32 protein-coding genes, 1 tRNA gene and 1 pseudogene are annotated in these 21,973 nt (G+C 62.1%); 20 read left to right on the top strand and 14 right to left on the bottom strand.

The features are described 5' to 3' along the window. Positions 1–81: 81 nt before the first annotated feature. A complete protein-coding gene (gene recJ, locus K5845_RS17045) occupies positions 82–1,938 on the top strand; it encodes a single-stranded-DNA-specific exonuclease RecJ (RefSeq protein ID WP_287959581.1) in 1,857 nt (618 codons plus the stop codon). A gap of 69 nt (positions 1,939–2,007) precedes the next feature. After that, positions 2,008–2,082 (top strand) — tRNA-Glu (locus K5845_RS17040). Positions 2,083–2,163: 81 nt separating this feature from the next. On the opposite strand, the gene K5845_RS17035 is transcribed toward K5845_RS17040, so the two are convergent. From K5845_RS17035 to K5845_RS17000, 8 genes are all read right to left on the bottom strand, one after another. After that, the gene (locus tag K5845_RS17035; protein ID WP_287959580.1) at positions 2,164–3,243 is read right to left on the bottom strand and encodes a tyrosine-type recombinase/integrase; all 1,080 of its coding nucleotides are present in this window, start codon (positions 3,241–3,243) and stop codon (positions 2,164–2,166) included. 11 nt (positions 3,244–3,254) lie between these two features. Continuing rightward, on the bottom strand, positions 3,255–3,518 hold the full coding sequence (locus tag K5845_RS17030) for a helix-turn-helix transcriptional regulator (RefSeq protein ID WP_287959579.1): 264 nt from the start codon (positions 3,516–3,518) through the stop codon (positions 3,255–3,257). After that, positions 3,511–3,924: a hypothetical protein gene (locus K5845_RS17025; protein WP_287959578.1), complete on the bottom strand. Its 414-nt coding sequence runs from the start codon at positions 3,922–3,924 to the stop codon at positions 3,511–3,513. The genes K5845_RS17030 and K5845_RS17025 overlap by 8 nt, the downstream gene beginning before the upstream one ends. After that, positions 3,921–4,070 carry a hypothetical protein gene (locus tag K5845_RS17020; RefSeq protein WP_287959577.1) on the bottom strand — a complete coding sequence of 50 codons (150 nt, stop codon included), beginning with the start codon at positions 4,068–4,070 and terminating at the stop codon, positions 3,921–3,923. The genes K5845_RS17025 and K5845_RS17020 overlap by 4 nt, the downstream gene beginning before the upstream one ends. Next, positions 4,067–4,633 carry a phiTE_072 family protein gene (locus K5845_RS17015; RefSeq protein ID WP_287959576.1) on the bottom strand — a complete coding sequence of 189 codons (567 nt, stop codon included), beginning with the start codon at positions 4,631–4,633 and terminating at the stop codon, positions 4,067–4,069. Before K5845_RS17015 ends, K5845_RS17020 begins: the two co-directional genes overlap by 4 nt. 89 nt (positions 4,634–4,722) lie before the next feature. Further along, positions 4,723–5,394 (bottom strand): outer membrane protein, encoded by a 672-nt coding sequence (locus K5845_RS17010; RefSeq protein ID WP_287959575.1) that lies wholly within the window; start codon positions 5,392–5,394, stop codon positions 4,723–4,725. A gap of 33 nt (positions 5,395–5,427) precedes the next feature. Further along, complete coding sequence (locus tag K5845_RS17005) at positions 5,428–5,826, bottom strand: hypothetical protein (RefSeq protein WP_287959574.1); 399 nt, start codon at positions 5,824–5,826, stop codon at positions 5,428–5,430. 96 nt (positions 5,827–5,922) lie between these two features. After that, a complete protein-coding gene (locus K5845_RS17000; protein WP_287959573.1) occupies positions 5,923–6,159 on the bottom strand; it encodes a hypothetical protein in 237 nt (78 codons plus the stop codon). Positions 6,160–6,326: 167 nt separating this feature from the next. Between K5845_RS17000 and K5845_RS16995 the strand changes: the two genes are divergently transcribed. Continuing rightward, positions 6,327–6,644 (top strand): hypothetical protein, encoded by a 318-nt coding sequence (locus tag K5845_RS16995; RefSeq protein ID WP_287959572.1) that lies wholly within the window; start codon positions 6,327–6,329, stop codon positions 6,642–6,644. A gap of 3 nt (positions 6,645–6,647) precedes the next feature. Here K5845_RS16995 and K5845_RS16990 read toward each other — a convergent pair whose 3' ends face one another. Beyond that, positions 6,648–7,367 (bottom strand): LexA family protein, encoded by a 720-nt coding sequence (locus tag K5845_RS16990; RefSeq protein WP_287959571.1) that lies wholly within the window; start codon positions 7,365–7,367, stop codon positions 6,648–6,650. 107 nt (positions 7,368–7,474) lie between these two features. Here K5845_RS16990 and K5845_RS16985 point away from each other — a divergent pair, with 107 nt between their 5' ends. From K5845_RS16985 to K5845_RS16915, 15 genes and pseudogenes are all read left to right on the top strand, one after another. Next, positions 7,475–7,696 (top strand): carph-isopro domain-containing protein, encoded by a 222-nt coding sequence (locus K5845_RS16985; RefSeq protein ID WP_287959570.1) that lies wholly within the window; start codon positions 7,475–7,477, stop codon positions 7,694–7,696. A gap of 724 nt (positions 7,697–8,420) precedes the next feature. Continuing rightward, on the top strand, positions 8,421–8,978 hold the full coding sequence (locus tag K5845_RS16980) for a hypothetical protein (RefSeq protein ID WP_287959569.1): 558 nt from the start codon (positions 8,421–8,423) through the stop codon (positions 8,976–8,978). Then, positions 8,975–9,406 carry a hypothetical protein gene (locus K5845_RS16975; protein WP_287959568.1) on the top strand — a complete coding sequence of 144 codons (432 nt, stop codon included), beginning with the start codon at positions 8,975–8,977 and terminating at the stop codon, positions 9,404–9,406. The genes K5845_RS16980 and K5845_RS16975 overlap by 4 nt, the downstream gene beginning before the upstream one ends. Beyond that, a complete protein-coding gene (locus tag K5845_RS16970) occupies positions 9,403–10,296 on the top strand; it encodes a hypothetical protein (protein WP_287959567.1) in 894 nt (297 codons plus the stop codon). The genes K5845_RS16975 and K5845_RS16970 overlap by 4 nt, the downstream gene beginning before the upstream one ends. 230 nt (positions 10,297–10,526) lie before the next feature. After that, positions 10,527–11,669, top strand: coding sequence for a helix-turn-helix domain-containing protein (locus K5845_RS16965; protein WP_287959566.1), 1,143 nt, complete (start codon positions 10,527–10,529; stop codon positions 11,667–11,669). Between the two features lie 128 nt (positions 11,670–11,797). Then, positions 11,798–11,983, top strand: coding sequence for a hypothetical protein (locus K5845_RS16960; protein WP_287959565.1), 186 nt, complete (start codon positions 11,798–11,800; stop codon positions 11,981–11,983). 14 nt (positions 11,984–11,997) lie between these two features. Beyond that, entirely contained in the window at positions 11,998–12,399 is a 402-nt protein-coding gene (locus K5845_RS16955) for a hypothetical protein (RefSeq protein ID WP_287959564.1), read from the top strand. After that, positions 12,396–12,686: a hypothetical protein gene (locus K5845_RS16950; RefSeq protein WP_287959563.1), complete on the top strand. Its 291-nt coding sequence runs from the start codon at positions 12,396–12,398 to the stop codon at positions 12,684–12,686. Before K5845_RS16955 ends, K5845_RS16950 begins: the two co-directional genes overlap by 4 nt. Positions 12,687–12,847: 161 nt before the next feature. Further along, the gene (locus K5845_RS16945) at positions 12,848–13,453 is read left to right on the top strand and encodes an MT-A70 family methyltransferase (protein ID WP_287959562.1); all 606 of its coding nucleotides are present in this window, start codon (positions 12,848–12,850) and stop codon (positions 13,451–13,453) included. Continuing rightward, positions 13,450–13,701: pseudogene (locus K5845_RS16940) on the top strand (DUF2312 domain-containing protein); the annotation flags it as partial. The gene K5845_RS16945 and the pseudogene K5845_RS16940, both read left to right, overlap by 4 nt. Positions 13,702–13,889: 188 nt before the next feature. Beyond that, a complete protein-coding gene (locus K5845_RS16935) occupies positions 13,890–14,621 on the top strand; it encodes a hypothetical protein (protein WP_287959561.1) in 732 nt (243 codons plus the stop codon). Then, on the top strand, positions 14,618–15,658 hold the full coding sequence (locus K5845_RS16930; protein ID WP_287959560.1) for a hypothetical protein: 1,041 nt from the start codon (positions 14,618–14,620) through the stop codon (positions 15,656–15,658). The genes K5845_RS16935 and K5845_RS16930 overlap by 4 nt, the downstream gene beginning before the upstream one ends. After that, on the top strand, positions 15,655–16,272 hold the full coding sequence (locus K5845_RS16925; protein WP_287959559.1) for a hypothetical protein: 618 nt from the start codon (positions 15,655–15,657) through the stop codon (positions 16,270–16,272). The genes K5845_RS16930 and K5845_RS16925 overlap by 4 nt, the downstream gene beginning before the upstream one ends. Next, positions 16,269–16,598: a hypothetical protein gene (locus K5845_RS16920; RefSeq protein ID WP_287959558.1), complete on the top strand. Its 330-nt coding sequence runs from the start codon at positions 16,269–16,271 to the stop codon at positions 16,596–16,598. The genes K5845_RS16925 and K5845_RS16920 overlap by 4 nt, the downstream gene beginning before the upstream one ends. Beyond that, the gene (locus tag K5845_RS16915) at positions 16,595–17,086 is read left to right on the top strand and encodes a hypothetical protein (protein ID WP_287959557.1); all 492 of its coding nucleotides are present in this window, start codon (positions 16,595–16,597) and stop codon (positions 17,084–17,086) included. The genes K5845_RS16920 and K5845_RS16915 overlap by 4 nt, the downstream gene beginning before the upstream one ends. Before the next feature lies 1 nt (position 17,087). Here the strand turns inward: K5845_RS16915 and K5845_RS16910 are convergent, their stop codons facing one another. Both K5845_RS16910 and K5845_RS16905 read right to left on the bottom strand, forming a co-directional pair. Next, the gene (locus tag K5845_RS16910; protein WP_287959556.1) at positions 17,088–17,831 is read right to left on the bottom strand and encodes a hypothetical protein; all 744 of its coding nucleotides are present in this window, start codon (positions 17,829–17,831) and stop codon (positions 17,088–17,090) included. Between the two features lie 40 nt (positions 17,832–17,871). Further along, on the bottom strand, positions 17,872–18,531 hold the full coding sequence (locus tag K5845_RS16905; protein WP_287959555.1) for an SOS response-associated peptidase: 660 nt from the start codon (positions 18,529–18,531) through the stop codon (positions 17,872–17,874). 89 nt (positions 18,532–18,620) lie between these two features. Between K5845_RS16905 and K5845_RS16900 the strand changes: the two genes are divergently transcribed. Continuing rightward, positions 18,621–18,932 carry a hypothetical protein gene (locus K5845_RS16900; RefSeq protein ID WP_090229649.1) on the top strand — a complete coding sequence of 104 codons (312 nt, stop codon included), beginning with the start codon at positions 18,621–18,623 and terminating at the stop codon, positions 18,930–18,932. A gap of 240 nt (positions 18,933–19,172) precedes the next feature. On the opposite strand, the gene K5845_RS16895 is transcribed toward K5845_RS16900, so the two are convergent. Further along, positions 19,173–19,697, bottom strand: a complete 525-nt coding sequence (locus K5845_RS16895) for a CinA family protein (protein ID WP_287959554.1) — start codon at positions 19,695–19,697, stop codon at positions 19,173–19,175. After that, positions 19,694–20,185: a YciE/YciF ferroxidase family protein gene (locus tag K5845_RS16890; protein ID WP_287959553.1), complete on the bottom strand. Its 492-nt coding sequence runs from the start codon at positions 20,183–20,185 to the stop codon at positions 19,694–19,696. Before K5845_RS16890 ends, K5845_RS16895 begins: the two co-directional genes overlap by 4 nt. Before the next feature lie 168 nt (positions 20,186–20,353). On the opposite strand from K5845_RS16890, the gene K5845_RS16885 reads away from it, so the two are divergent. Further along, positions 20,354–20,572 (top strand): hypothetical protein, encoded by a 219-nt coding sequence (locus K5845_RS16885; RefSeq protein WP_287959552.1) that lies wholly within the window; start codon positions 20,354–20,356, stop codon positions 20,570–20,572. 365 nt (positions 20,573–20,937) lie between these two features. Here K5845_RS16885 and K5845_RS16880 read toward each other — a convergent pair whose 3' ends face one another. After that, positions 20,938–21,897, bottom strand: coding sequence for a helix-turn-helix domain-containing protein (locus K5845_RS16880; RefSeq protein ID WP_287959551.1), 960 nt, complete (start codon positions 21,895–21,897; stop codon positions 20,938–20,940). Positions 21,898–21,973: the final 76 nt, after the last annotated feature.

Raw genomic sequence — 21,973 nt, 5'->3', positions numbered from 1 at the left:
AGTTTCCCCCAGGCAAGATAGTCCCCGGGCTCGCGGGATATGCTCGAATCGGCGTAGAGCCGAAATTGAGGGGTAAGAGCCATGGGTATTGCGAGCAAGCGGGCGATCCTTGCGGATGCGGGGGAATCAGAAGCTTTCCTGGGTGTGACGGCTTCGGCGCGTGGGTTTACGTGGCGTGAGCGGTTAACGGGACAGGGGCATGCGTTGGCTGCTGCGATCAGCCAGCGTCACGGATTACCCGACCTACTGGGGCGTGTCCTCGCGGCCCGGGGCGTTGCCCTCGATGACGTCGAGACCTTTCTGGATCCGTCTTTAAAAGCATTGATGCCCGATCCGAGCGTTCTGCGCGATATGGATCGCACCGCGGCCCGGATTGCGGAGGCGATCGTCAAAGGCGAGCGCGTTGCAATCTTTGGCGACTACGACGTCGATGGGGCCTGCTCGTCGGCGCTCATGGCCCGATATTTCAAGAGCCATGGTCTATCGGCTCGGATTTATATTCCCGATCGGCTGTTTGAGGGATACGGGCCCAACGTTCAAGCCATTGAAGGGCTGATCAAGGACGGCGCGCAATTGATCGTGACGGTCGATTGCGGAACGACCAGTTTTGAGCCTCTGGCGCACGCGACAAAGCTCGGCGCGGATGTGTTGGTGATCGATCACCACCAGTCTGACGAGACGCTCCCGGATGTCGTCGCTGTCGTGAACCCTAACCGTCAAGATGATGTTTGCGGTCAGGGGCACTTGTGTGCCGCTGGCGTTGTGTTTCTTGTTCTGGTGGCGGTCACGCGCGAGCTCCGTCGTCGCGGTCATTATGCGCAGGGCACTGCTGAGCCAGCTTTGCTGGAACTTCTAGATCTGGTGGCGTTGGCCACGGTGTGTGACGTGGTCCCGTTGGTTGGGCTTAACCGCGCTTATGTGACCAAAGGTTTGCAGGTCATGCGCCAGCGGCGGAACCTTGGGCTTCGGGCGTTATTCGATGCTGCCGGGCTCGATCAGGCTCCGACGCCGTATCATCTGGGTTATATTCTCGGTCCCCGCATTAATGCGGGGGGCCGCATCGGCGACTCGGCTCTGGGCGCGCGGTTGTTGAGCCTGGACGATGGTGCTGAGGCGCAGCGTATCGCGGAAACGCTTGACCGTCTTAATCGCGAGCGGAAGGCCATTGAGACCGAAACACTTCAGGAGGCTATGGCTGAGGCTGAGCGCTGTGTTGAAGAGCAGCCCGATCTGCCAGTGATCGTTCTGGGAGCGGAAAATTGGCATAAAGGTATCGTTGGATTGGTTGCGAGCCGGTTGACTGAGCGCTTCCATCGGCCATCGTGTGTCATCTCCTGGACGCGCGATGGCGGGGACGGAGCGGTGACGGGCACAGGGTCGCTGCGTTCCGTCGCTGGTGTTGACATTGGCCGGGCGGTGCGTGCTGCAACGGCTTCCGGTTTACTGCTGAAAGGCGGCGGCCATGCCATGGCGGCAGGATTAACCGTCGCACAGGATAATCTTGAAGCTCTCCGTACCTTTTTCATGGATGAGTTGGCGAAAGGTGCCAAGCAGGCGCGTGAAACGGCAGGTCTCGACCATGATGGGGCGTTGACGCCGCAATCGGCCAACGATCAGATTTTGGCGTTGATCGAGCGCGCTGGGCCGTATGGTCAGGGGAATCCGCAACCCCGCTTTGCCTTTCCTGCGCATCGCGTGAAGTTTGCCAAGGTGGTTGGTGATGCACATGTTCGTGCGATCATCGAAGCGGGAGATGGATCTAGGCTCGATTGCATCGCTTTTCGCGCCGTTGGGCAGCCGCTGGGCGATTTATTGCTCGAAGCTAATGGCGGGTTTCCTATTCACGTCAGCGGGCATTTGCGGCGTGATACGTGGGGCGGGCGCAATCGGATTGAGTTGATGATTGAAGATGCGGCGGACCCGCGCAAACAAAGCTGAACGAAGCGTCGCAGGCTGTAAACTCCGACTTGCATGCCGAGGCAAACGTCAATATACGTTCGCGGACGCGCTCCCTTCGTCTATCGGTTAGGACGCCAGATTTTCAATCTGGAAAGACGGGTTCGACTCCCGTAGGGAGCGCCATTTACTTTTTAACTATATGATATTCCTAAATGTTTTTGGCGGAAAATCCCCACCGAGGCGCCGGGTGGGGAACTTTTGTTCTCACTTCGTCCTGATCAGCTTGCCCATCGCCTCGCCCGCCATCTTCTTGCGGCGGGCTGCTTTGGTGTAGCGCTCCGCCTCTGCGAGCGTCATCCAGCCGAATATTGCCATTAACTGTGAACTGGTCGCGCCGTTTTCCGCGGCGCTGGCGGCAGCCGCTTTGCGCAGTCCGTGCGCTGAGCAGCCGGTGAGACCCGCCTCATCGCAGCGCTCACGAAACCAGTTGCCGAATCCTGCAGCCGTAAATGGGCGATCGTACGCGGTAACGAGGTACGTCAGATCGCCGGTCGGACTGGCGTCGATGACCTCTTGCAGCACGTCAAGGATCGGGGTCTCGTGAATGATGGGCTTGCGATTGCGGTTCTTGTATTGCGTGAATCGGTGCCAGCCATCCCGCGCGTGCTGTTTCCCCAACAGGACGACGTCGGAACGGCGAACGCCGGTCCACATAAAAAGTGCCAGGGCAAGCCGGGCCTTGGTGCCTATGGGGTGCCGCTTTTCGAATTGCGCGACCTCCTCCAATGTCCACGTGTGCCACCCCGTGCCGGCGAGGGGCAACTTGGTGAGATCCCGTGCTGGATTGTTCGCGATCAGCTCGTCCTCAAGAGCCCATTTGAAGGCCGCTCGAATTGCTTTGACGCGGTCGCTGGCGGCTCCGGGCAGATCGGCCTTGCGATCGCGCAGGACCTTCAGCACGCGGGTGGTGATGCGCGCCAGGGGAAAGTCCGCGAATGCCTCTTTGGCACCGGGGAAGACCGGCTCTTGAAACGTGGATTCGAGCACGCGCCGGCGTGTGCGCTGGGTGCTCGGATCGAGGAGCCTGAAAGCAGGGGAGCCGAAATAGGACACACACAGCCAACGGTACGTGCCCGGTGTCGGTGTGCGGTTGAGGCTCGTAGGGGGGACCGGCGGGGCCTCCGATGCAGCAAGAAGTTCGTGGTATCGTTTCGAGAACGCCTCAGTTCCCGGACATTCCTGGATGCGAATTTTCGGGGCGCCCTTGCGGCGACGGAAGTAGATCCGCACGTTGCCGTGGCGGTCGACATCCTCGTGCACGTATTTGAGCTTCAGCGTAACCATCGCAGTCACCCTCAGACTGCGGCCTGACCCCAAACGTCATCGGCTTCGGCGGGGCGGCCGTCGACCACTGCATCAGGCAACTCGGCAAAGAACCTGTCAAGCTGTAGGCGGTCCCAAACTGTGCGCGCTCCGATTTGCTTCGCGGGCGGCATGCGGCCGTCCTTGACCATGGCATCGAACGTCGTCGGCGAAATGCCGATATAGGCCGCCGCCTCTGCTCGGGAAAGCCCGCGCGGCGGCAGGCTGGGTGGAAGAGCGTGGCGACGGTTAGACATCGTCCCAATCCTCCCAGTCGATAGTAGGTTGCGTGTAGTCAGCAATCTGCCCATCAGGGCCAATGCTCATAATTATGTAGTCGCCGAAACCCCTGTCGCCGTGGCAGAGGAAGTCGTTCGGGACGTAGTGGCCGCGCCACTTCGCCAGCCTATTTCCATCGGCGTCGGTCAGCCAGTATTCGCCTGCATCGCATACCTTGTAGTGAATGTTGGCGACGGTGCCTTCTGGCCAATTCTTTACGTTGCCGCTGGCCAATTCAATCGCGATGATCCATGTCTTCCCGTTGCGCCCAGGAATGTGGCTTCCGTCAACATCTTCAACGCCGTTGACTGTGGCATCCTCCCAGTAACGGACATCCGCTTCGACGTGGATGTGGGTGGGCTCAGTCCGTTCGTCGCGGCTCATAGCACTTCCTCGAGGTCATGTTGGAGGTCGATGACACCAGTCTCCATGTCCATGGAACCCAGCTGATCACAATCATTGGGTGGGCCCATAAAGCGCTCTGCCAGCTTAGCAGCTGCTTCCAGGCCATCGGTATAGGTGTCGGTCATGCTGCCACCCGTTTCTGGAGGTCTAGTTCTTGCCGCCAGTGGGTACACAGCGCTTGCCATGGGCCATCCCAAAATGCGCGGGCTTGCGGGTTGTCTACGGTCTCGATCGGTGGGTAGACGTCGAACACCTTGTTGAACCAATCACAGCGCATGAGGCGTTCTGCGAACAAGTGTTCCGAACCTGCATCGCCACAGTCGTCGACGTCATCGCGCCACTCATGCGCTATGCGTCGGTCGATCACTCCACTTTCGCGAAGGCGAAAGATTTCAGCCTTGATAGAGTTGATCGTTTTTCCTTCGTCGAACAGCTCGTAGCTTCCGCCCATGGCTTTGTTCATGAAGTAGTCGAAACTTAAATCGCACAGAAACTCGCGGAGCGATCTATCGCCAATCGCCGTCCAGGTGTAAGCGTAGCTTCCGAAATCTGACTGCACATCGATCTGACCGCCTCCGCGCCATTCGCGGATTGTAGCGATTGCCCAGCCCCAACCCTGTCGGCCTCGCTCGCGCACTTTGTAGACGCGAGCGATGTCAGTCGTGACGGCGTAGTGAGGCTTCAACATAGCGCTTCCCCCGAGTGTCAGATGGAAAAGGTGGGGCGGGGTGCGCGACGGTCAAGAAACGCACGCCCGCCCGTCCGGTACGACGGGGCTTAGGGGGCGGCGACGTCGAACCGGTATTTCAGGACGGCGCGGGCCGTGTGCAGGCCGCTGTCGAATTTGAGATTGGCCGCACCGGGCAGGATCGCGACGTCAACATCTTCGAGATCGGAATAGCGATACTCCGCCCCCACCACGATGTTCTCGACGACCTCCACTTCGATGCCGCCGCCGTAAACGACGCCGTCGCGGTCATCGATATCGAAGGACGCGCCGAGCGCTGGGCTCGAGATGTCGCCATACCGCGCACGGGTCCAGCCGATCAGGCCATAGACGAGCGTCCGCTCGGTCGCCATGAAACCGAGACGCCCGCCGACGGACCACTGGTCCTCGAGGTCCCACTCGATCAGGTTGCCCGGTGCGCCGAACGCGCCCACCTCGAAATCCGCCGAATGCCAGGAATAATCACCCCAGGCCCCGACCACCCATGCGCCGGTGCGCCAGTCGCACCCGCCGGTGATGCCGCCGGACATGCCGTCGGCGCCGATGCTGTCGACGGTGACCAGGCCGGCGGGGCCGCCCACAGCGTCGAGGGAGAGATCGGACTGCGCGATCGACTGGCCGAGCGTGACGCCGCCGTAGCACGACGTCGCCGCGTGCGCTGGGCCCAGGAGGGCGGCAGTGGAAATGAGCAGCGCACACGCGCCGTAGAGAAAACTTTTCATAAAAAGGTCCTTTCGGTTGGTACGCGTTGGCACTCAGGTTCTGCGCTTTGCGCGTGCCCTGCCCGGCCGGCTGTGGGATATGGGAGCCGGGCCGGGCAGGGGCGCCCCCGCTGCCGGGCACTCAAGGCGCGGTAGGGTTTCGTCGATCAGATGGGCGGCGCTCGATGCGAGCTGCCGCTGGCGCGGAGTCGCCTTGGCTGGAAGCAGCGCGCGCACGGCGGCGTTGGCTTCGCACAAGGCGTCGCGGATCTGCGGGATCGCCTCGAGCACGGCGCGGTGCTCGTCGAGCGTGGTGCGCGCCATCGCGGCGGCGGAGAGCCAGCCGTGGCGCCAGAGCGTGGGGTGTTCCGGATCGAACGGTTTGCCCGCCCAAAAGGCGTGCTGCCCGTTCATGCAGAGTTCGGCGTCGTCTGAATTATCTCGGTCGCTCACGGGCTGATCCTCGCTGCGCTCGGGCCCTCCGCGGGGGCGGCGCTCGCGCCGGGTCGCTTTGCTCCCGGACAGGAGACCGCCTTGGCGGAGGTCGGATTAGGTTGCGGAAACGAATTTGAGCTTCGGCTTCAGAAGCTTTTTGAGGCCGCCGGGTTCGCGGGCGAGCGCTTCGATCTGCACCTCCTCGACTTCGTCGACAAGGGTGGGCGGCAGGCTGACGCCGCGCTTGGCGAGGATCGACAGCGCCGTGTGCGCCAGCGTTGCGAGTTCGACGTTGCTGGCTGTCGTTTCGAGGAATTTGGCCGGGTCGGCCGGAATGCCGGTGATGTCCATGTGTGCCCCCTTTAGATGGTCGTCGATCGGAATCGACCGGGGCAAACGGTACGTACGCGAAAAGCGTAATGTCAAACGCAAAAAACGTACATTGTCGCGTTCGTCCGTGTTCTGCGTTAATCAGGGGCGGCGATCTGAGGGAGGGTTAAATGCAAAAAACGTATGCGATGACGTTGATTTTTCTGGCGGCTTCCAGCGTCGGTGCGTCGGCGCAACAAATTCCAGATTTCGATGTGGAGAAGCAGTGCGCCGAACAGGCAGCCCTCGTTTCCGGCGGCAATTTCATGCGGAACGCGTGTTTGCAGCAGGAGCAGCGCTCCTATGATTCGCTCAAAGCGGACTGGGCGACCCTCGCCCCCAGCATCAAGTCGCACTGCATCGAGATGGCCCGCACGGTCGTGCCGACTTACTTCATGCTCAATGCGTGCGTGCGCCAGGAGATCAAGGCCGCCCAGGAGGCTGATCGGTTTCAGTTCAAGAAATAGCGGCTACTCGATCCGCTGCGAGCCGACGACGAGGCCCATGATTTCGACGGTGTCGGCATCGCTAGACTTGTCGACGAGAATGGAGTCGTGCGCGGGGTTGCTGGACCGTGGCACCAGCCACACGCGTTTTTCCGCGTCCCGCCGGTATTCCTTCACCGTGGCTTCCGTTTGCCCCTGCCGATGGCGCAAAACAACGACGCGATCGCCGGGTTTCGGGCGTGCGCCGATGTCGGCGAGCTTGACGATCACGACATAGGACCCGTCGGGATAGACTTCGTCCATGCTGTCGCCGGCGACACGCAAAGCGTAGCGCTGGGCGCCGGGGTGACGCTCATCGACGAACGAGATCAGGAACGGCAGCCATTCGCTGCGCGGCCATTCGACCGCTTCACGCCAAACCCCGGCCGCAACTTCCCCGATGCACCAGATGATCTGGTGCTGGTCGAGAGAAACCATTTGCGTGGGACTTAGGTCGTCTATGCCCGCTAACATCAAAATCTCCTCCCGGCTTACCGGAGGAGACCCCTTCCCAGAGAGAACATCGGCCAACCTGCGAACCATGTGCAAGGGCAGATATGGTTTTTTAAACAGGTCCGGATCTTCGTAGCGCTGATAGCTCGAGCTTCCCTTCAGCCCGAGCGCCTTGGCGACGTTCGCCATGGACATGCCCGTCCGTTCACGGATTGATTTCAATTTCAACGGTGTCGGCGTATCATTTTTCATGTGGCGGACATTCGCGCTTCGCGTATACGCTTTCCACGTTTGACCGACGTACGTTTTTGACGTATAGATTCGGCATGACTGGAGAGGCCCTTTCCCAAGCAGAGCACGTGTTGAGTAAGCTCGGTGGCGTGAATGCCGCCGCGCGACTCCTCGGTCATCGGAATGCTTCCACCGTACAAGGATGGAAGCGGCGTGGCTACATTCCTGCCCCCCGGCAGCCCGAGGTCTATCTCAAGGCACGCGCGGCGGGGATCGGTTTGAGCCCTCTGGATTTCGTTGTGCATGTGACCTGGATCGCGGTGCCGGATGGCGAAGCGGCAGCAGTCTGAGCGCGTGAGTTTCCGTGGCGTTCTGCGTTGGTGCCTGAGTGCCCGCTTCGGGCGTTTCCTCCCTAGACCTGGCCCGCTGGTTTAGCAGCGGGCCCTCTTTAGGGAAGAGTTATTTCGCTCACGCTGCTGATCGCGCTTGCGCGCGGCAGCTCCGCGGGGGCGCCGCTAAGCGGCGGGTCGCCTTGCTCGCGAACAGGTGCGTGACGGAGAGACGAGAAGATTGCGTTTTCGAGTTCTGGCAGAGGCGGGGAAAGCAGACCCGCTAGCGCGTTTATGGCTCGGGATGCATGGGACATTGTCCGCCCCTACGCGCAGGGGAGTGAGTTGACCGAGGAGCCGGGATGGCGTCCGGCCTGCCAGTTTCAGTCGCGTATCCCGAGGGGAGTCCTGCGAGGGTTTGCGCATGACGCGCATCTGCCCCGGCCATGTGGTGGCTTGCCATGGCGGAACAGCAGGCGGACCGGTCCCGTTAAAGCGTCGCGTTGCCGGTCCGAGTATTGCGTTGGTTCAGTTCGCTCACGCGCGCTGTTCCGGCTTGCGCCGGGCGCGCTCCGCGGGGGCGGACTTCGTCCGGGTCGCCTTGCTCCCTGGACCGCTCACGCGGTCCTTTGGACACCATTGTCCGGGAGCGACTGCGACCCGCAGCTGAGCTGCGCGCTCGCGCAGGGGCCCGAGGCCAACGGCCGAGGAAGCGCCCCGTGAGCGATTTAATAACGGGGGTTTTATGCTCGCGACGCCGAACCGACTCAAGCGCTGGGTGCGCCGGTTCTTAGCACCGGTTTCCGTCCTGTCGACTCCGGTGCCGATCAGGACGCTTCCGCCGCCGCCGGTTGCGAACCGGTTCGCGCCACCGGTAAGCCCGGTGCGCACCGATCCTCGTCCACCGGTGAAACCGGCCGACAGCGACTCCGAGACGCCGCTCTATGCGCGGGCGGAAAGCTGGGAGGGCGAGCAAGGCTTGCGCTGGCTGCCACCGATAGAGCACGCCAAGCGACTCTTGATTTGGTTGCAGGAGCCGCGCGCGCAGACGCTCACGTTTGCCGAGGTCCACAACGCCTATTTCGAGTTCTGCATGGAGGAGTGGATTGCACCGATCGGCTGGGTGGCCGTGGCGCGCCACTTCACCGGTATGACCGGCGGTAAAGCCTACCGGTCCGCCGTCGATCCGCGCAGCGGTCTGCGTGAGGCGCGGGAACGGATCTACCGAATCCCGGCGCGTCGCAAAGAAGCCGACAAACCGGTCGCGCCGGGCACCTCCGAACCGATGCGGAGGGCGGCATGACTGACGTCGTTATAAGCTCAGCAATGCTGCTGATCGAAGCCGAACGCCAGCGCCAAATCGACGAAGAAGGCTGGACGCCAGACCATGACGATCAGCATGAGGACGGCGAGCTGATGCGCGCCGCCATGTGCTACTACCTGCACGCGATCATAACGGCGAGCTATAGAGACGTTGTCGTGGGGCAACAGCAGGACCGACGCATCCGCACGCGTCGCGCATACGAGACGGTGACCGTCCCTGTTCCGATTAGCTGGCCCTGGGAACGTAGGTGGTGGAAGCCTCGGAATAAGAAGCGAGACCTAGTTCGCTCAGGCGCTCTCATGCTCGCCGAGAAAGATCGGCTTTCACGTCTTGGACGCGACAGCTCTCACATCAATCACAAGCTAGGTCTTGTTGAGGCGGCTCTGTCAGAGGAGATCGCCAAATGAAGGTAACCCCGATCCTGTTTTCAGGTCCGATGGTCTGTGCGCTCCTGCGCGAGATCGAGAAGCCTGGCACCGGCAAGACGCAGACGCGGCGAGTTCTATCCCCAGACAACATTCGCTTCATGCGTGGCGGGATCAATGAGCCGATCGTTAAGTGCACGCCGACGAAAGAAATGCTGGCCGAAGCGCTGGAAGGCGCTCGGAATATGCGGCTGATCGAGCACGTGCTGACATGGGATTGCCCCGGCGCTGGCTACGTCATGGCAAACCTAAAATATGCCCCCGGCGATCTGCTTTGGGTGAGGGAGACGTGGTGCGAGGGGCCCATCGGTCGCGACGGTGTCGTGGAAGATTGGCGGGAGTATTTTTACCGCGCGACGGACCACGACGTGATGGGGATAGACGACGGCGACGGGTTTTCCGTGCTCAACGCCGACGGGTCCCTCAAGTCGCCTTGGCGTCCTTCAATCCATATGCCTCGTCGCGCGTCCCGCCTGACGCTTGAAGTCACAGACGTTCGGGTCGAGCGCCTGCAGGACATCAGCGAAGAGGACGCGATTGCGGAGGGCGTCAGTCGCATTGCCACGGTCGGGGGTGCCGGCTGGCAAGACTATTCGGGCGGGGTTGGTTTCGGCGATCCGCGCCGGAGTTTCCTATCGCTCTGGGACTCCCTCAACGAGGCGCGCGGCTTCGGCTGGGATGTGAATCCCTGGGTCGTCGCGGTGACGTTCAAAGTGCACCGCGTCAACATCGACGCCCTTCTCGAAAAACTCACGAAATACGCCTGCGAAGACGGCGTCGATCTATCGGACCGAAGGTCCGGGGAGCAAAGCGACCCGGCGCTGGGCGCCGCGCCTGTGCAGGCGCTCGGCGAAGCCGGACAAGCGCCGTGAACCAAACAAAGAGCCCCTGAGGCGGCACCCTCAGAGGCTCGATGGTGTGAGTAAGTCAGTGAGAACGGGGCCGGGATATCCGGTCGACCAGGGGGACTGGAGGACCGCCGGCGTGGAAGCCGTTCGCGCGGTGCGGGCGAACTCATGCCAGCAACCGCCCGACGGTCCCACTGTTCGATGACACGGTCAAGTGGCGCGCTGGGTGCGCGCTGTGGACGAAGGGGGATCTGATGAGCGTTCACCGCGTTCCAGTTTGGACCTGGCGCGACGCTGTTCGCAAGGCGGCGATCCCGCCTTTGACGAAGCTCGTGTGCTGGGCGATTTCCAACTATCTCGCGGACGTCGGTGAGGGCTGCTTTCCGTCGATCGAAACGCTGGTCGCCGACACGGGGCTGTCCAAGCCGTCCGTGATCAAACACGTGCAGTCGGCCATCGCGCACGGGCTGCTGACCGCGACGCCGCGCCGTGGCCAGGATGGCCGCATCCAGCGAACCGTCTACCATCCGCAGTTCCCGGAATATGCCGTGTTGCCGAGCGCGCCGGCGTCAGCGTCGGGGGCTAACGAGGTCAACGCCGTTAACCCGGATAAGCCGGGTCAAGGAGCTTTACCTGGATCGCCTGAGGACGCGACCGCCCAGGTCAACGCCGTTAACCCGGACAGTCCAGGTCAAGGAGCTTTACCCGGTCCAGGTCAATCTCAGAGGCCGCACCAGGTAAACGACGTTTACCATAACTATCCACTAGAACCTTCCACTTCCCCCCCGACCCCCCAAGGGGCCGAGAGAGAGGGGGACGATAGGACTTTGTTTTCGGATCAGACGGCCGACCGATCGGGGAAACCGGATCCGCATCCCATCGACGGGTGGGCGGGCCGATGGACGGCCGCCGCGCAATCCGAAATCGGGCTGCTGTTCGACAACCCCATCGCCGCACACGTTGCGGGCGATTTCCTGGCGCGGCTCGTCGGCGTGCTGTGTCCACCGGCGCATGTCGATGCGGTGGCCTACGTGCGGCAGGTCAAGAACCGGCTGCAGCCGTTTGCGCCGGCCGTGCTGCGCGCCATCGCCGACAAGCTGATCGAAACCCAACACCGCGACATGCCGGCGACGGCGAAGCTCGTCGAGCTGGCCACCGTCGAAGCACGCCGGCAGGAGGCGCTCGCGGCGCGCGACCAGGTCGCCGCGGCGGCTGCGACGCCTGTGCGTCACGTGATCCGCCGCGACACCGTGCAGTGGGCCCCCTGGATCGACGAGCTGAACGCCCGCGGACTCGCCGACGCCGCGCAACGGGCCCATGCCGCCGGCGCCATCGTCGTGACGGCGAAACTGCCCCGCGCTGGGGCCGAATTGATCGCAATCGGAGAGGGGCTATGAGCGCTCACGCTGCTAATCGCGCTGTCGCGCGGCAGCTCCGCTGGGGCGGCCTATCGGCCGGGTCGCAGTCGCTCCCGGACATGGTTCCCGAATGCGCCGTGAGCGCAAACAACAAGGAGACCTAAGCCATGGCTGAACGGAGCGGCACGTGCATCGACTGCGGAGGTCCGTTTCTCGCGCGCGGCGGAAAACGCAAACGCTGCAACACGTGCGCCGACGAGCATGACCGCGTTCGGCAGCTCGCCCGCAAAAAGGCACAGCGCGAGGCCCGGGCCGCAGCCCGTGTGGCTGCAGCGCAGGAAGTGCGGTCGTGAGCGCGTCGCGCGACATGCCCACGGATCTGCCGCGCTGGCTGACGGCCGATATCTTGCGGGCGGTGGCCGAAGAATTCGCGGTCGCGCCGTCGCGGATCGTCGATCACGTGCGGGGTGCGCAAATCGACCGGGCACGCCAGGCGGTGATCTGGATTGCTGTAAGGGGCGGGCGCGGCCCGACACCGATCGGGCGCGTTCTCGATCGCGATCCCTCTACCGTGCGCACGAACTACATCACAGCCGGTTGCTGGCTCGACCACGACGCTGGCTTCAAGGCCCGCGTACTGGCGGCGATCGACCGGCTGCGCCGTGGGGATCTGTCTTCGCGTCGCGCGCTCGACGCCCGGTTCGGTGTTTCCGCCCGCGTCGCTGTCCCGCGCCTTGCTTCTTCCGTTCCACCAGGAGCCCACCCATGAGATCGTTTGCTCAAGACCTCACCGCCCTCTGGCAGCGCACACGCCTGATGAGCGCCGCGCTCGACGACGTCGACAAGGCCATCGGCCGGTTTGCGGAAGTCTCAGGCGGGCCGGCGACGCCCTATCCCGATCCGTGGCCGTCTGGTGGACCGGCACATGATCCGATCAATGAAGCGCCAGAGCCGTCTCCGGCGCCGCCGCAGCCGCAGAGCACGGAGGAGTTTTCGCTGACGCGGGCGATCGAAGCGGTCCGCCGGAAGCGGGATGCGCGGGAGCGGGTGGGATGAGTTGTTTCGCTCACGCTGATTTCGCTCACGGCGCTGATCCGGCGCAAGAGCGCCGGGCGGCATCATTGGCGCGCGTCTCCGACACGACGCGGGGGCGGCCTTCGGCCGGGTTGCGTCCTGCCGGAGGCAGGCAAGCAAAGTGTCTCCCGGACAGGCACCCTATGCCAGGGCAGAGCTTTATCGCGCCCGATCTGTTCGAGGGTGGCCCCGCCGCGTGGCCGTTCGGCGACCTGGTCCCGCAGGCGTACGATCTCGTGATGATCGATGTTGCTTGGCGGTTTAAGAACTATTCCCAGTTGGGAGAAAGCAAAGGGCCGGAGCCGCACTACCGCACGATGTCGGACGCGGAGATTTTGGCGTTGCCCGTGGCGGACCTGGCGCGAGAAAACTGCGCTCTGTGGATGTGGGCGACATCGCCCCGCCTCGATTTCGCAATCCGCGTACTCGACGTGTGGGGCTTCGAGTTCGTGACGGCGGGGGCCTGGAACAAGCGGCGCTGGGGCACCGGCTACGTGCTGCGCTCGCTGTGCGAACCGTTTCTGATCGCCAAGCGCGGCAATCCGAAGATCGATGGCCGTTCGGTGCCGAACCTCATCACGGAGTCCCGGCGCGAGCACTCGCGCAAACCGGAACGCGCCTATGAGCTTGCCGAAAAGATGATGCCGACGGCGCGCCGTGCCGATGTCTATTCCCGCACCGACCGGCCGGGCTGGGAGGCCTTTGGCGATGAAGCCGGAAAATTCAACGAGGGAGATGACGGGCTATGACCGTGTTGCAGGCCTCCACCCAAGCGCAGCTGCGCCAGTACATCGAGCAGATCGAGCGACTCGAGGAAGAAAAGAAGGCGATCGGCGGCGACATCAAAGACAAGTTCATGGAAGCCAAGTGCCAGGGCTTCGATGTGAAAGCCATGCGCAAGGTGATCGCGCTGCGCAAGAAATCGAAGGTCGAGCGCGACGAGGAAGACGCGATCCTGAACGTCTACCTGCACGCCATGGGCATGGCCGGGACGCCGCTCGACGATTGGGCGAACGAGCAGGAGACGCCGACGGCCAACGACACGGAAAGCACCATCAGCCTCAACGGCGGACCCGCAGTACCGATGTCCGTCGTCAAGGAGGCCCTCACCGTTGTGAAAGCCGAGAAACGCGCCAAAGGCCGCCTGCGCGGCCAGCGTGTCGAACTGCCGGAGGGTGCCGAGGGATGAGCCTTCCAACGGGGACAGCAGAGCAGGAGATTCGGACAGCAGCGGAACAGCTCGCACGGCGGTATTGGCCGTCGGCGCGCATCGTTCATGAACTCAACGTGGAGAACGGGATTAGCCGTGCCGACATTGCTGTGATTACGGCCGATCGGTTGATCCTCATGGAGCTGAAATCTGAGCGTGACACGCTCGATCGACTCCCAAACCAAATCGAACAATTCACCAAGGTGGCGCATCACGTGATCGTCGTTGCCCATCGCAAGTGGTGCGACTCTCCAGGATGGCAAACGAACAACGAGGGGCAGCCATTCCTTCCGCAAGCCCCAATATTCAGGCCGTCTGCTGGTGCGACGGTGTGGGAGTATTCGGAGGGGAAGTGTAAGGGCAATGCGCCACATGCGGGGTGCTCGTGGCCATGGACTGCCCGCATGCTCAATCTGCTGTGGAACTCTGAATTGCAGCGGGTTTGTTATGTGCTCCGGGTGGCGACGACAAAGCGCCCAACTCGCGGGGCGATGATTGACGATCTCATGCGACTGTGCCGCGCGCCGGAACTTGAACAAGCGGTTCTGGCGCAGCTTCGGACCCGCCAGTTCGCAACAGATGACGCAATCCAAAAGCGGAAGGACGACGCGGCAGAGGCAACCACCTGTCCGGGAGCAAAGCGACCCGGCGCGAGCACCGCGCCCGCGCAGGCGCCCGAGGCGACAGCCGAGGAGACAGCGCCATGACCGAACTCTGGTACTCCCCTGCCGATGGCTTGCCGCCGCTCGGTGTGCGCGTCGAGGTGTTGTGGCGCGGGCGGACATTCAAGGCTGCGAGGATCGCAAGGAAGGGCGGTCGCGGTCACGTCTGGATGACGACGACGGAATGGGTCGCGTGGACGGACTGGGTCGACGGTGCGCCCCGGCGGAAACACGACCGGCGTTCGAGCCCCGTGCCGGTGATGCTGCCCGATGACGGTCTGCCCGGCGTGCCGCGCCATGGCGAGGACGCGCTGGGTCTGGACCCCGACGCCTGGCGGCCGGAGAACCCTGCGGCCTGGAAAATGCCGCTTCCCGTACCGATCCACGGCATTCAAGCCGGGCGCATGTGGTCGGCGCGCGGCGGGTTCAGCGCGGTCGACGAGGCCGAGGCCGCCGAACTGGCCCGCGAGATGGAAGCCGAGCGGGAGACGGCGCGGGCGCAAGGCGCGCTGCATGGAGCAGATGGGGAAACCGGGACGCGCTGGTGGCTCGACCCGACCCGCGTCACCTATTCGCCGCCGGGACAGGTTTCGATTGCGGAATCGGAGGCACGGGTGTCGCGGGCGATCCTGACGGACGGGCTGACGGGGCAGCGTAACCCGCAAGGCGTCCGGACGTCGCGGGCGCTGGCCGACATAACGGCGGACGGGTTGGGCGATGACGATGAGATCGCCGATCGCGTGGCGCGCTTCGATCCGCTGCCGCAGGACATCGAGGATTACCTGACCGCCATGGGCTGGTTCGCGCAGCTGTGCGTGACCAACTGCAGCTATGGCTACGTGTTCGGTGATTTCACCACCGCGCAGCTCGCATTGGTGTGGCGGGCGCGGGGGCGGAGCTGGCGGTCGATCGCAGGCGACTTGTGTGTGAGCGATGACACGACGCATCGGAACTTCGCCGAAGGCCTGGTGCGTGTGCATCGCGTCGCCAACGGCCGGCCGGCGACGGGGACGGTTTCGGTGCATGCGGAACGGGCCGCGCTGGCAGATCGAGACAAGCAAATCCGACGGAGGGCGGCGTGACCACGGCACAGGAGCTTGCGGCGCATTACGGGCTGGCGACGGCGGACACGCTGCCGCCGTTGCCGTCGGGCGAGGAGGCCTGGGGCACGGTGCTGCCGCCGCTCAAACTCACGCCCGGCCAGCTCAAGCTGTTCAAGAAATTCAAGCCGCATGCGCTGTGCATCGTGGGGACCGACGGGCCTGTGTCCACCAACCTGTTGACGCCGGAGGGGCGGATCAAGAAGCGCATCGGCGGCCACAACAGCGGGTACTGGCAAATGCGCACGGCCACGACGGGCAGCCACAAGGACACGGTGACGGCCAACTACGACAAGGCCCCGGACCGGCGCACGGGCGTGCAGATCCGGCTGTGGCTGCGCACCGAGGAGCACGCCAAGCGGCTTGAACGCAAGGTGCTTGCGCTCATTGAGCACTACGCCGAGGAAGCGATGGGCACGCCGTTGCTCAATGGGTTCGTCGACGTCGGTCCGCAGTTCCGGTTTGAGATCCTCGAGGGCGAGATCCTCAGCCGCGCGGCGCAGGAGGGCTATGGCGTGCGCAACGACCGCGAACTGGTGGCGTGGCTGGAGAAGATCCGACGCGAGGAAGATTTGCTGGAAGGGGTGGGGGGATGAGGTTGCGAACCTGGCACTGTCTGCTCATGGGGCCGATGCTGATGGTGGCGGGGATCGCCGTCACCTCGCCGCTGTTGACGTTCACGGGGTACGGCTTGGCGATGTACTGGTTTGGGATCGTCCTTGAGCGGCTCGATCGGCAGCAGGCGAAACCGGTTTGCCGTGTGTGCGCCGACGAGAACCTGAGCGTGGCGCTTTACAGCGACGAGGTGCGCGACCTGGCGCTGATCGACGACCGGCTGGCGGCGCGTGACGTCGTTGGGGCGCGGTTCCTGTTGGAGCGATTGCTCGATGATATCGAGCCGGACTGGCGGGGGATGCGATGACGGGATTTGTCATCCTTGCGGCCTGCCTTGCTCTTGCGAACGCCGCAATCGGCCAGATCGATGAGGCCTGCGTGATCTGGCTTGCGGTGATAATTCTGTCGATGGCGACCGGAGCACGCAGTGAACTGTGGGACGGGTTTTTGAAGGGTTACTATGGTGCCCGTAAATCTCCTGTCCGGGAGCAAGGCGACCCGGCGCATAGCGCCGCGCACGCGCAGGGGCCTGAGCGAAGCGAAGATCAGCCCCGTGAGCCATTTCAAACCAACACAGAAAATATTCGGGCCATGCGGCTGCGGTTGCGGCGCCTTGGCCGCGACGACGGGGCCTATTCGGACAGCGATGTGCTCGGCCTGATCAAGGCCGTCGATGCGTTTTTGGCGCATGGGGAGCTGTGCCGCGTCGCGCTGGGGGACGGCCGCCAGATCGAGATCACGTGGCGTACGCAGATCGTGACGACGGATCACAAGGCAGGAGGGAAAGGGCGATGATTCAGCGTTGATCGACCAAATATGTCAGCAACTCGTTTCTTAAGGTGTCGAACTGATCTTGCACCTTCTCCCAAAATGGGTCGTCGACCTCTGGTCCATCAAGTTCCCAAACAAACAAAATGCTCGCCCCCAGGGCTTCCAGAGAGCCGCTGAGCACTTTCTCGAAGCGCTCATCATCCTTCAACAGTGACCGAAGGCTGTCATTCATCATTTTGATCCGCGAATGCCCTCGCAGGATACTTTCGCAAGAGACCGAAACTGCGTCCATCAGCGCGGCAACCGGCCGGTCTATATAGAGCATTGTCGCTTCCGCCCTGAAAGTCCGCAAATTGTGGAGTTCGCTTTCCAGCTGAGCCACCTTCTTAGGCATTGGTTTTCTTGCGAGGCTTTCAGCCAAGTTCATCTTCTCCGAGAGAAGCTCTTTATCCTGTGTGAACATTACGGCTATCGTGCCGTACCTAGCCGATGCCGCGGCGTTCTCCAGCTTTTGGCTCTGCCGCAATATTAGCTGGGCAGTATTAGCCCTGCGTCGCGCATCATCCGGTCGCCGCCATTCAACGTATGCCGCGAACGCCAGTGCGGCGGCAACCGCCGTGCTTAGACCCTGAAGCCAACTTGGCGCAGCTTGGGATAAAAAATCTCGCGCTTGCTGCGAAATCGATATGCCCGATAGAGCTGCACCGAAAACAAAGAGACCAAACAGAACAAGACCGAGGACGGCCCATAAAATGAGTTTGATTAACATGATGTTCTCGAATTGCGACCGCGCGGTGTTGAGGGATTTCCTATGCCGCCAGCAAATCTTGCTTATCCTTACCCGCCTGCACAATGCGCATGTGCGCTGGGTCGTGGCTGTGCACCAAGCTATAGGCGTCTTCAACGCTGCCCGTGAGCCACGTCTCGAACTCGTCTTCTGACGTCAGCAACACCGGCATGCGGTCGTGATTGATCTCACGCGTCAGGGCGTTGGGATCGGTGGTCATGAACGACACCGTTTCAATCTCGACGGGCTCGCCGTCCTTCTTGATCGGGCCGTTCCAGCGCCGCCAGATGCCGGGGAAGGCGAAGAGCGGGCGCTGTTCGTCGCCCTTGAGCGCAAACCACACCCACTTGGCCGGTTTTTCGCCATTGGGATCCGCGTAGGACGTCGCCGGCACCAGGCAGCGCCGGGATTCGAATGACGCGCGCCAGAACGGGCTCGTCCGGATCTTGTCGTCGCGCACGTTGGTCACGAAGCGCGGGGCCTTATCCTTCTGCGGGAACACAAACCCCCACATCATGATGGCGATCTCGCGCGCACCGTCGTCCGCTTGGCGTACGACGGGGATTTTGCTTTTCGGCCAGAACGAGGATTGCGGATCGAAATCCGGAGCGCGGTTGTGTGAGACCCGAAACCATCGGGCTACCTCGTCGCGCGAGCGGGATTGCGAAAAGCAGTTGCACACAGGGCTTTCTCCTCTCCTCTTGACCGCGATCGGCATCAGGAACAAAATAGGAACATACAACCGGAGTTCAAGCGTAGCGTGAGGCAAAGATGCGGCGACGGCAAGACACGATCAAGATCAACAAATGGACGGTGAACCAGCAATGGCCCTATCGCGTGGCGATCCGCTCGGACCAGGTGCGCGGTGGTGGCTTCGTTCGGGTTGAGGCCTATTGCCGGGAGCGGAACGTCTGCAAGCGCACGTTCCATTATTTTGATACCGACGCGCGGACGGAACGGATGGTTTATTGCTTTGCGGATGCGGCGGAGGCTGCCGCCTTCGCGCAAGAGTTTCAGGGCACGCCGCTGCCGCCGCGTACGATCCCGCGCTGGCCGTCGGATGCGCTCACGGCTGCGGAATGACGGCAGTGTGTGAAACCTGCGGGTCGGATCTCACCACCGGCCGCTCTTGGCGCCTGGTGCTCACGTGCGAGGCCGTGCCGCATTCCGATGGGCGGATGCCGACATCGCCTTCACTTGGCTCTGAAGTCTACTTTTGCTCGATGCCATGCCTGGAGGGATGGGTCCGGATGCGGCGTCAGGTGCGCGAGCGGAATAGGGGCTGAGGGGTTTGAAAGCAATGGTTGAGGAGCCGGAGTTTCGTCATGACGCTTGCTTTGCTACTTTCGCAACTTCGCAGCACTGCAGCGCGAAAATGAGGGTGGCCTTTAAAATCGCCTCTCGCATTGCTGGCCGGGCGCGCTTTCTGAAATCATAATCTCTATGCCAAATGCCGCCGTCGCAAAGGGCAATTGCAACGAGAATCTTGCCGATAGGATTATTATCTTCGTCTGGCTCTGGCCCGGCTACGCCGGTGACGGCGATGCCAAAATCCGCTGGTGATCGCGCTAAGCATCCTCTAGCCATCGCTTCCGCGACAGGCTGGCTTACCGCCGTAAACGTTCGGATCAGCCTAGGGGGCACCCCCAAAATGATGGTCTTGCTTTGCTTTGTGTAAGTGACGAACCCGCAGTGGAATTGCTCGCCGCCGCCGGGCGCGTCGGCCAATGCCGTGGCCAAGGCTCCTGCCGTGCAGGACTCAGCAGTCGCAATTGTTAGGCCATGCTTCTTGGCAGCGGCGAGTAAATTTGAGGCAAGTACCGGAACATCCGATACGGCGCGTTTCATTCAGCGGCCTCTTTGTTGATCGAACCTCTCGCAATTTTGGAGAGTAAACTGTCTGCGTTCTTTTCTTCTTCCAGATTATCCTCTAGCAATTTGGCGGCGTCAGTTCGGCCGAGCTGCTGCGCCCATGCTATCAGTGTGCCGTATCGTGTGATTTCGTAATGCTCAACCGCTTGAGCTGAACCGATCATACCCGCGTCGAGCACGTCAGAATCTTTGATTTCGTCCATATGCTCTTTAGCTTCCGCGAGGATGCCTTCAATAGCCTCGCACTTCTTGCCTCGGGGTGAGACATCGAAGATTTTGAATACTTTTTCCAGTCTCTCGATTTGTTCCTCAGTTTCTTTTCTGTGAGTTTCGAGAGCGTCTTGAAGTTTACTTGCGTTGGCCTTTTTCACCATTCCCGGCAGCGCCTTCAGGATTTGTTTTTCGGCGTAATAGATGTCCTTCAGCGTGTCGACAAAAAGGTCTTCCATTGTTTTAACAGACATCTGCTTTTACTCCTCAGCAGGTTAGGCGGGATGTCCAACGCCACGGATTAGCTGAGAGTTCCGGTTTTAAGTGCTCACTGACAAAAAAAGCCTTCAGTTCTTCAAATCCCGAGGCGGAAGGCTATATCTCGAAAAGTTCATTGGCATTCGGTCGGAGGCGTGAAAGCGATGATGAAGCAATCCGTTCGCGTGTTTGGTGTCTATCGAGTGCGTGCCGAACCAGAAAACTGGGCGATAGTGCAATACGAGAACTACGAAATGCCCATTCCAGAGTCCCGGTATCGCACGTGTGGCCATACACCTGAGTTCGACGACCTGCCATGGGATGACGGTGGACTGTTCCGTCGCAAACGAGACGCGGGTCTCAAGTGCGAAGGGCTGTCTTAGCTGCCAGAACTACCTACGCTTGCACACCCTTGCGTGCCACCGGCAACGCGGTGAAAGCGTGGTGGCTGCAACGTCTTAATGCGAAATTTGAGACAAGCGCTATAACCCCAAGAAATGCGGCTCGTTTGCACGGGTGAAATCGTTGTGAAATGGTCGCAAAACTGCAAATGTGGGTGCAAGGCAGCGTGCGCTGGGTGCAAGGGCGAGGAAGGGGGAGAGACGGATCGGAAGCGTCTGAAACGGCGCGATTTCCCGATTACGGAAAGATGGAAATTTTGCTCGGCAACGGGTCGGCGCTGATACAACATAGGCCGTAGTAAAAAGCCCCGATACCGAGATCCGGCACCGGGGCTAGATAAGTGGACTTAGCTCAGTCGACGAATGGCCAGTTCACGTCCGCGGCGTTCCACGGTGAGGAGTCCCTCACGCCGCAACTGCTTCACGTGACGGCTGGCAGTGGCTTCGGAATATCCCAACGCCGCGGCAAGCGCCTTGTTGGAAATGGCCTTCCCTGCAGGGAGAGCCGCGATCACGGGATGCACTGGAGTGATGTCTCGCATCACCTGAGCCGTCTGTTGCGACTGAGGCGCTGGGACCGTCAACACGCTCGACCACAACAGGAAGCCGAGCGCCGGGAAGAACTGCCCGAAGAAGAACAGCGACACGGGCAGTGTGATGGGCTGGTAGGTGGCCACCTGCCCAGGTGTCAGAAACGGAAATAGGGCCGCCACACGGCTGCCCATGCTGTCCTCGACCTTCTCGGCGCCGAGGCCCGCGAGCTTGGCTTCCAGCTCTCCGATCTCGTTGGTGGCCGATTTGATCTCGCCTTTTGCGGTTATGCACTTCGGCCAGCCCTCGTCTTTGGAGACACCGGCCTTGTACCCCTTGCACTCGTCAGCTTCCGCTTGTGTCGCGGCCTTTAGACGGGCGCGCTGGGTGGTGATCGCAGCCGCGACGCGATCAATCTGTACGTTGTGGCTGCGCTGGGCGTGGATGGCGTTGTCGCGCTGGGAGCCTGCCCGATCGAGGGTTGCCGAGAGCGAAAACGCGGCGGCACAGATCCAGGCGAACAGCAGTCCGCAGGAGATGAGCCGGGCTTGGAGGCGCCAGGCGGCCGCAGCGCCGCCCAAGGCTCCGAAGGATGCGACCGCAATGGCGACCGTGGCCGCCATCAGCGAATTCCAGTTTGTGACGTCCGCCAGGTCGGCGGGATTGCGCACGGTGTCACCGGCGATGAATTCGACGTTCGACCAGACGTCGACCGTCGTGGCACCGAGGCCGATGGCAATTGCCAGGCCCCCGGCGAAGATGGTAATACATTTCATGGTTCTAAACCTTCTCCAAAGGGTTGGGATCGCCAAGGGGCCGGAGGCTGTGACAGCAGCTTTCCGGCCCGCTTCG

Origin of the sequence: Filomicrobium sp. (genome assembly GCF_025698805.1) — a bacterium.
GTDB classification, from domain to species: Bacteria; Pseudomonadota; Alphaproteobacteria; order Rhizobiales; family Hyphomicrobiaceae; genus Filomicrobium; species Filomicrobium insigne.
This window is presented reverse-complemented; position numbering and strand designations above follow the sequence as displayed.

Excerpts from the sequence above, each read along its gene's own strand:
- K5845_RS16930 (WP_287959560.1), top strand. The coding sequence starts at position 14,618 with ATGACCGAACTCTGGTACTCCCCTGCCGATGGCTTGCCGCCGCTCGGT.
- K5845_RS16950 (WP_287959563.1), top strand. The coding sequence starts at position 12,396 with ATGAGATCGTTTGCTCAAGACCTCACCGCCCTCTGGCAGCGCACACGC.
- K5845_RS16900 (WP_090229649.1), top strand. The coding sequence starts at position 18,621 with ATGCGGCGACGGCAAGACACGATCAAGATCAACAAATGGACGGTGAAC.
- K5845_RS17035 (WP_287959580.1), bottom strand. The coding sequence starts at position 3,243 with ATGGTTACGCTGAAGCTCAAATACGTGCACGAGGATGTCGACCGCCAC.
- K5845_RS17015 (WP_287959576.1), bottom strand. The coding sequence starts at position 4,633 with ATGTTGAAGCCTCACTACGCCGTCACGACTGACATCGCTCGCGTCTAC.
- K5845_RS17025 (WP_287959578.1), bottom strand. The coding sequence starts at position 3,924 with ATGAGCCGCGACGAACGGACTGAGCCCACCCACATCCACGTCGAAGCG.
- K5845_RS16965 (WP_287959566.1), top strand. The coding sequence starts at position 10,527 with ATGAGCGTTCACCGCGTTCCAGTTTGGACCTGGCGCGACGCTGTTCGC.
- K5845_RS16895 (WP_287959554.1), bottom strand. The coding sequence starts at position 19,697 with ATGAAACGCGCCGTATCGGATGTTCCGGTACTTGCCTCAAATTTACTC.
- K5845_RS17020 (WP_287959577.1), bottom strand. The coding sequence starts at position 4,070 with ATGACCGACACCTATACCGATGGCCTGGAAGCAGCTGCTAAGCTGGCA.
- K5845_RS16885 (WP_287959552.1), top strand. The coding sequence starts at position 20,354 with ATGATGAAGCAATCCGTTCGCGTGTTTGGTGTCTATCGAGTGCGTGCC.
- K5845_RS16975 (WP_287959568.1), top strand. The coding sequence starts at position 8,975 with ATGACTGACGTCGTTATAAGCTCAGCAATGCTGCTGATCGAAGCCGAA.
- K5845_RS16910 (WP_287959556.1), bottom strand. The coding sequence starts at position 17,831 with ATGTTAATCAAACTCATTTTATGGGCCGTCCTCGGTCTTGTTCTGTTT.
- K5845_RS16945 (WP_287959562.1), top strand. The coding sequence starts at position 12,848 with ATGCCAGGGCAGAGCTTTATCGCGCCCGATCTGTTCGAGGGTGGCCCC.
- K5845_RS16890 (WP_287959553.1), bottom strand. The coding sequence starts at position 20,185 with ATGTCTGTTAAAACAATGGAAGACCTTTTTGTCGACACGCTGAAGGAC.
- K5845_RS16880 (WP_287959551.1), bottom strand. The coding sequence starts at position 21,897 with ATGAAATGTATTACCATCTTCGCCGGGGGCCTGGCAATTGCCATCGGC.
- recJ (WP_287959581.1), top strand. The coding sequence starts at position 82 with ATGGGTATTGCGAGCAAGCGGGCGATCCTTGCGGATGCGGGGGAATCA.
- K5845_RS16915 (WP_287959557.1), top strand. The coding sequence starts at position 16,595 with ATGACGGGATTTGTCATCCTTGCGGCCTGCCTTGCTCTTGCGAACGCC.
- K5845_RS17030 (WP_287959579.1), bottom strand. The coding sequence starts at position 3,518 with ATGTCTAACCGTCGCCACGCTCTTCCACCCAGCCTGCCGCCGCGCGGG.
- K5845_RS16980 (WP_287959569.1), top strand. The coding sequence starts at position 8,421 with ATGCTCGCGACGCCGAACCGACTCAAGCGCTGGGTGCGCCGGTTCTTA.
- K5845_RS16960 (WP_287959565.1), top strand. The coding sequence starts at position 11,798 with ATGGCTGAACGGAGCGGCACGTGCATCGACTGCGGAGGTCCGTTTCTC.
- K5845_RS16970 (WP_287959567.1), top strand. The coding sequence starts at position 9,403 with ATGAAGGTAACCCCGATCCTGTTTTCAGGTCCGATGGTCTGTGCGCTC.
- K5845_RS16955 (WP_287959564.1), top strand. The coding sequence starts at position 11,998 with ATGCCCACGGATCTGCCGCGCTGGCTGACGGCCGATATCTTGCGGGCG.
- K5845_RS16995 (WP_287959572.1), top strand. The coding sequence starts at position 6,327 with ATGACGTTGATTTTTCTGGCGGCTTCCAGCGTCGGTGCGTCGGCGCAA.
- K5845_RS17010 (WP_287959575.1), bottom strand. The coding sequence starts at position 5,394 with ATGAAAAGTTTTCTCTACGGCGCGTGTGCGCTGCTCATTTCCACTGCC.
- K5845_RS16990 (WP_287959571.1), bottom strand. The coding sequence starts at position 7,367 with ATGAAAAATGATACGCCGACACCGTTGAAATTGAAATCAATCCGTGAA.
- K5845_RS16935 (WP_287959561.1), top strand. The coding sequence starts at position 13,890 with ATGAGCCTTCCAACGGGGACAGCAGAGCAGGAGATTCGGACAGCAGCG.
- K5845_RS16920 (WP_287959558.1), top strand. The coding sequence starts at position 16,269 with ATGAGGTTGCGAACCTGGCACTGTCTGCTCATGGGGCCGATGCTGATG.
- K5845_RS17000 (WP_287959573.1), bottom strand. The coding sequence starts at position 6,159 with ATGGACATCACCGGCATTCCGGCCGACCCGGCCAAATTCCTCGAAACG.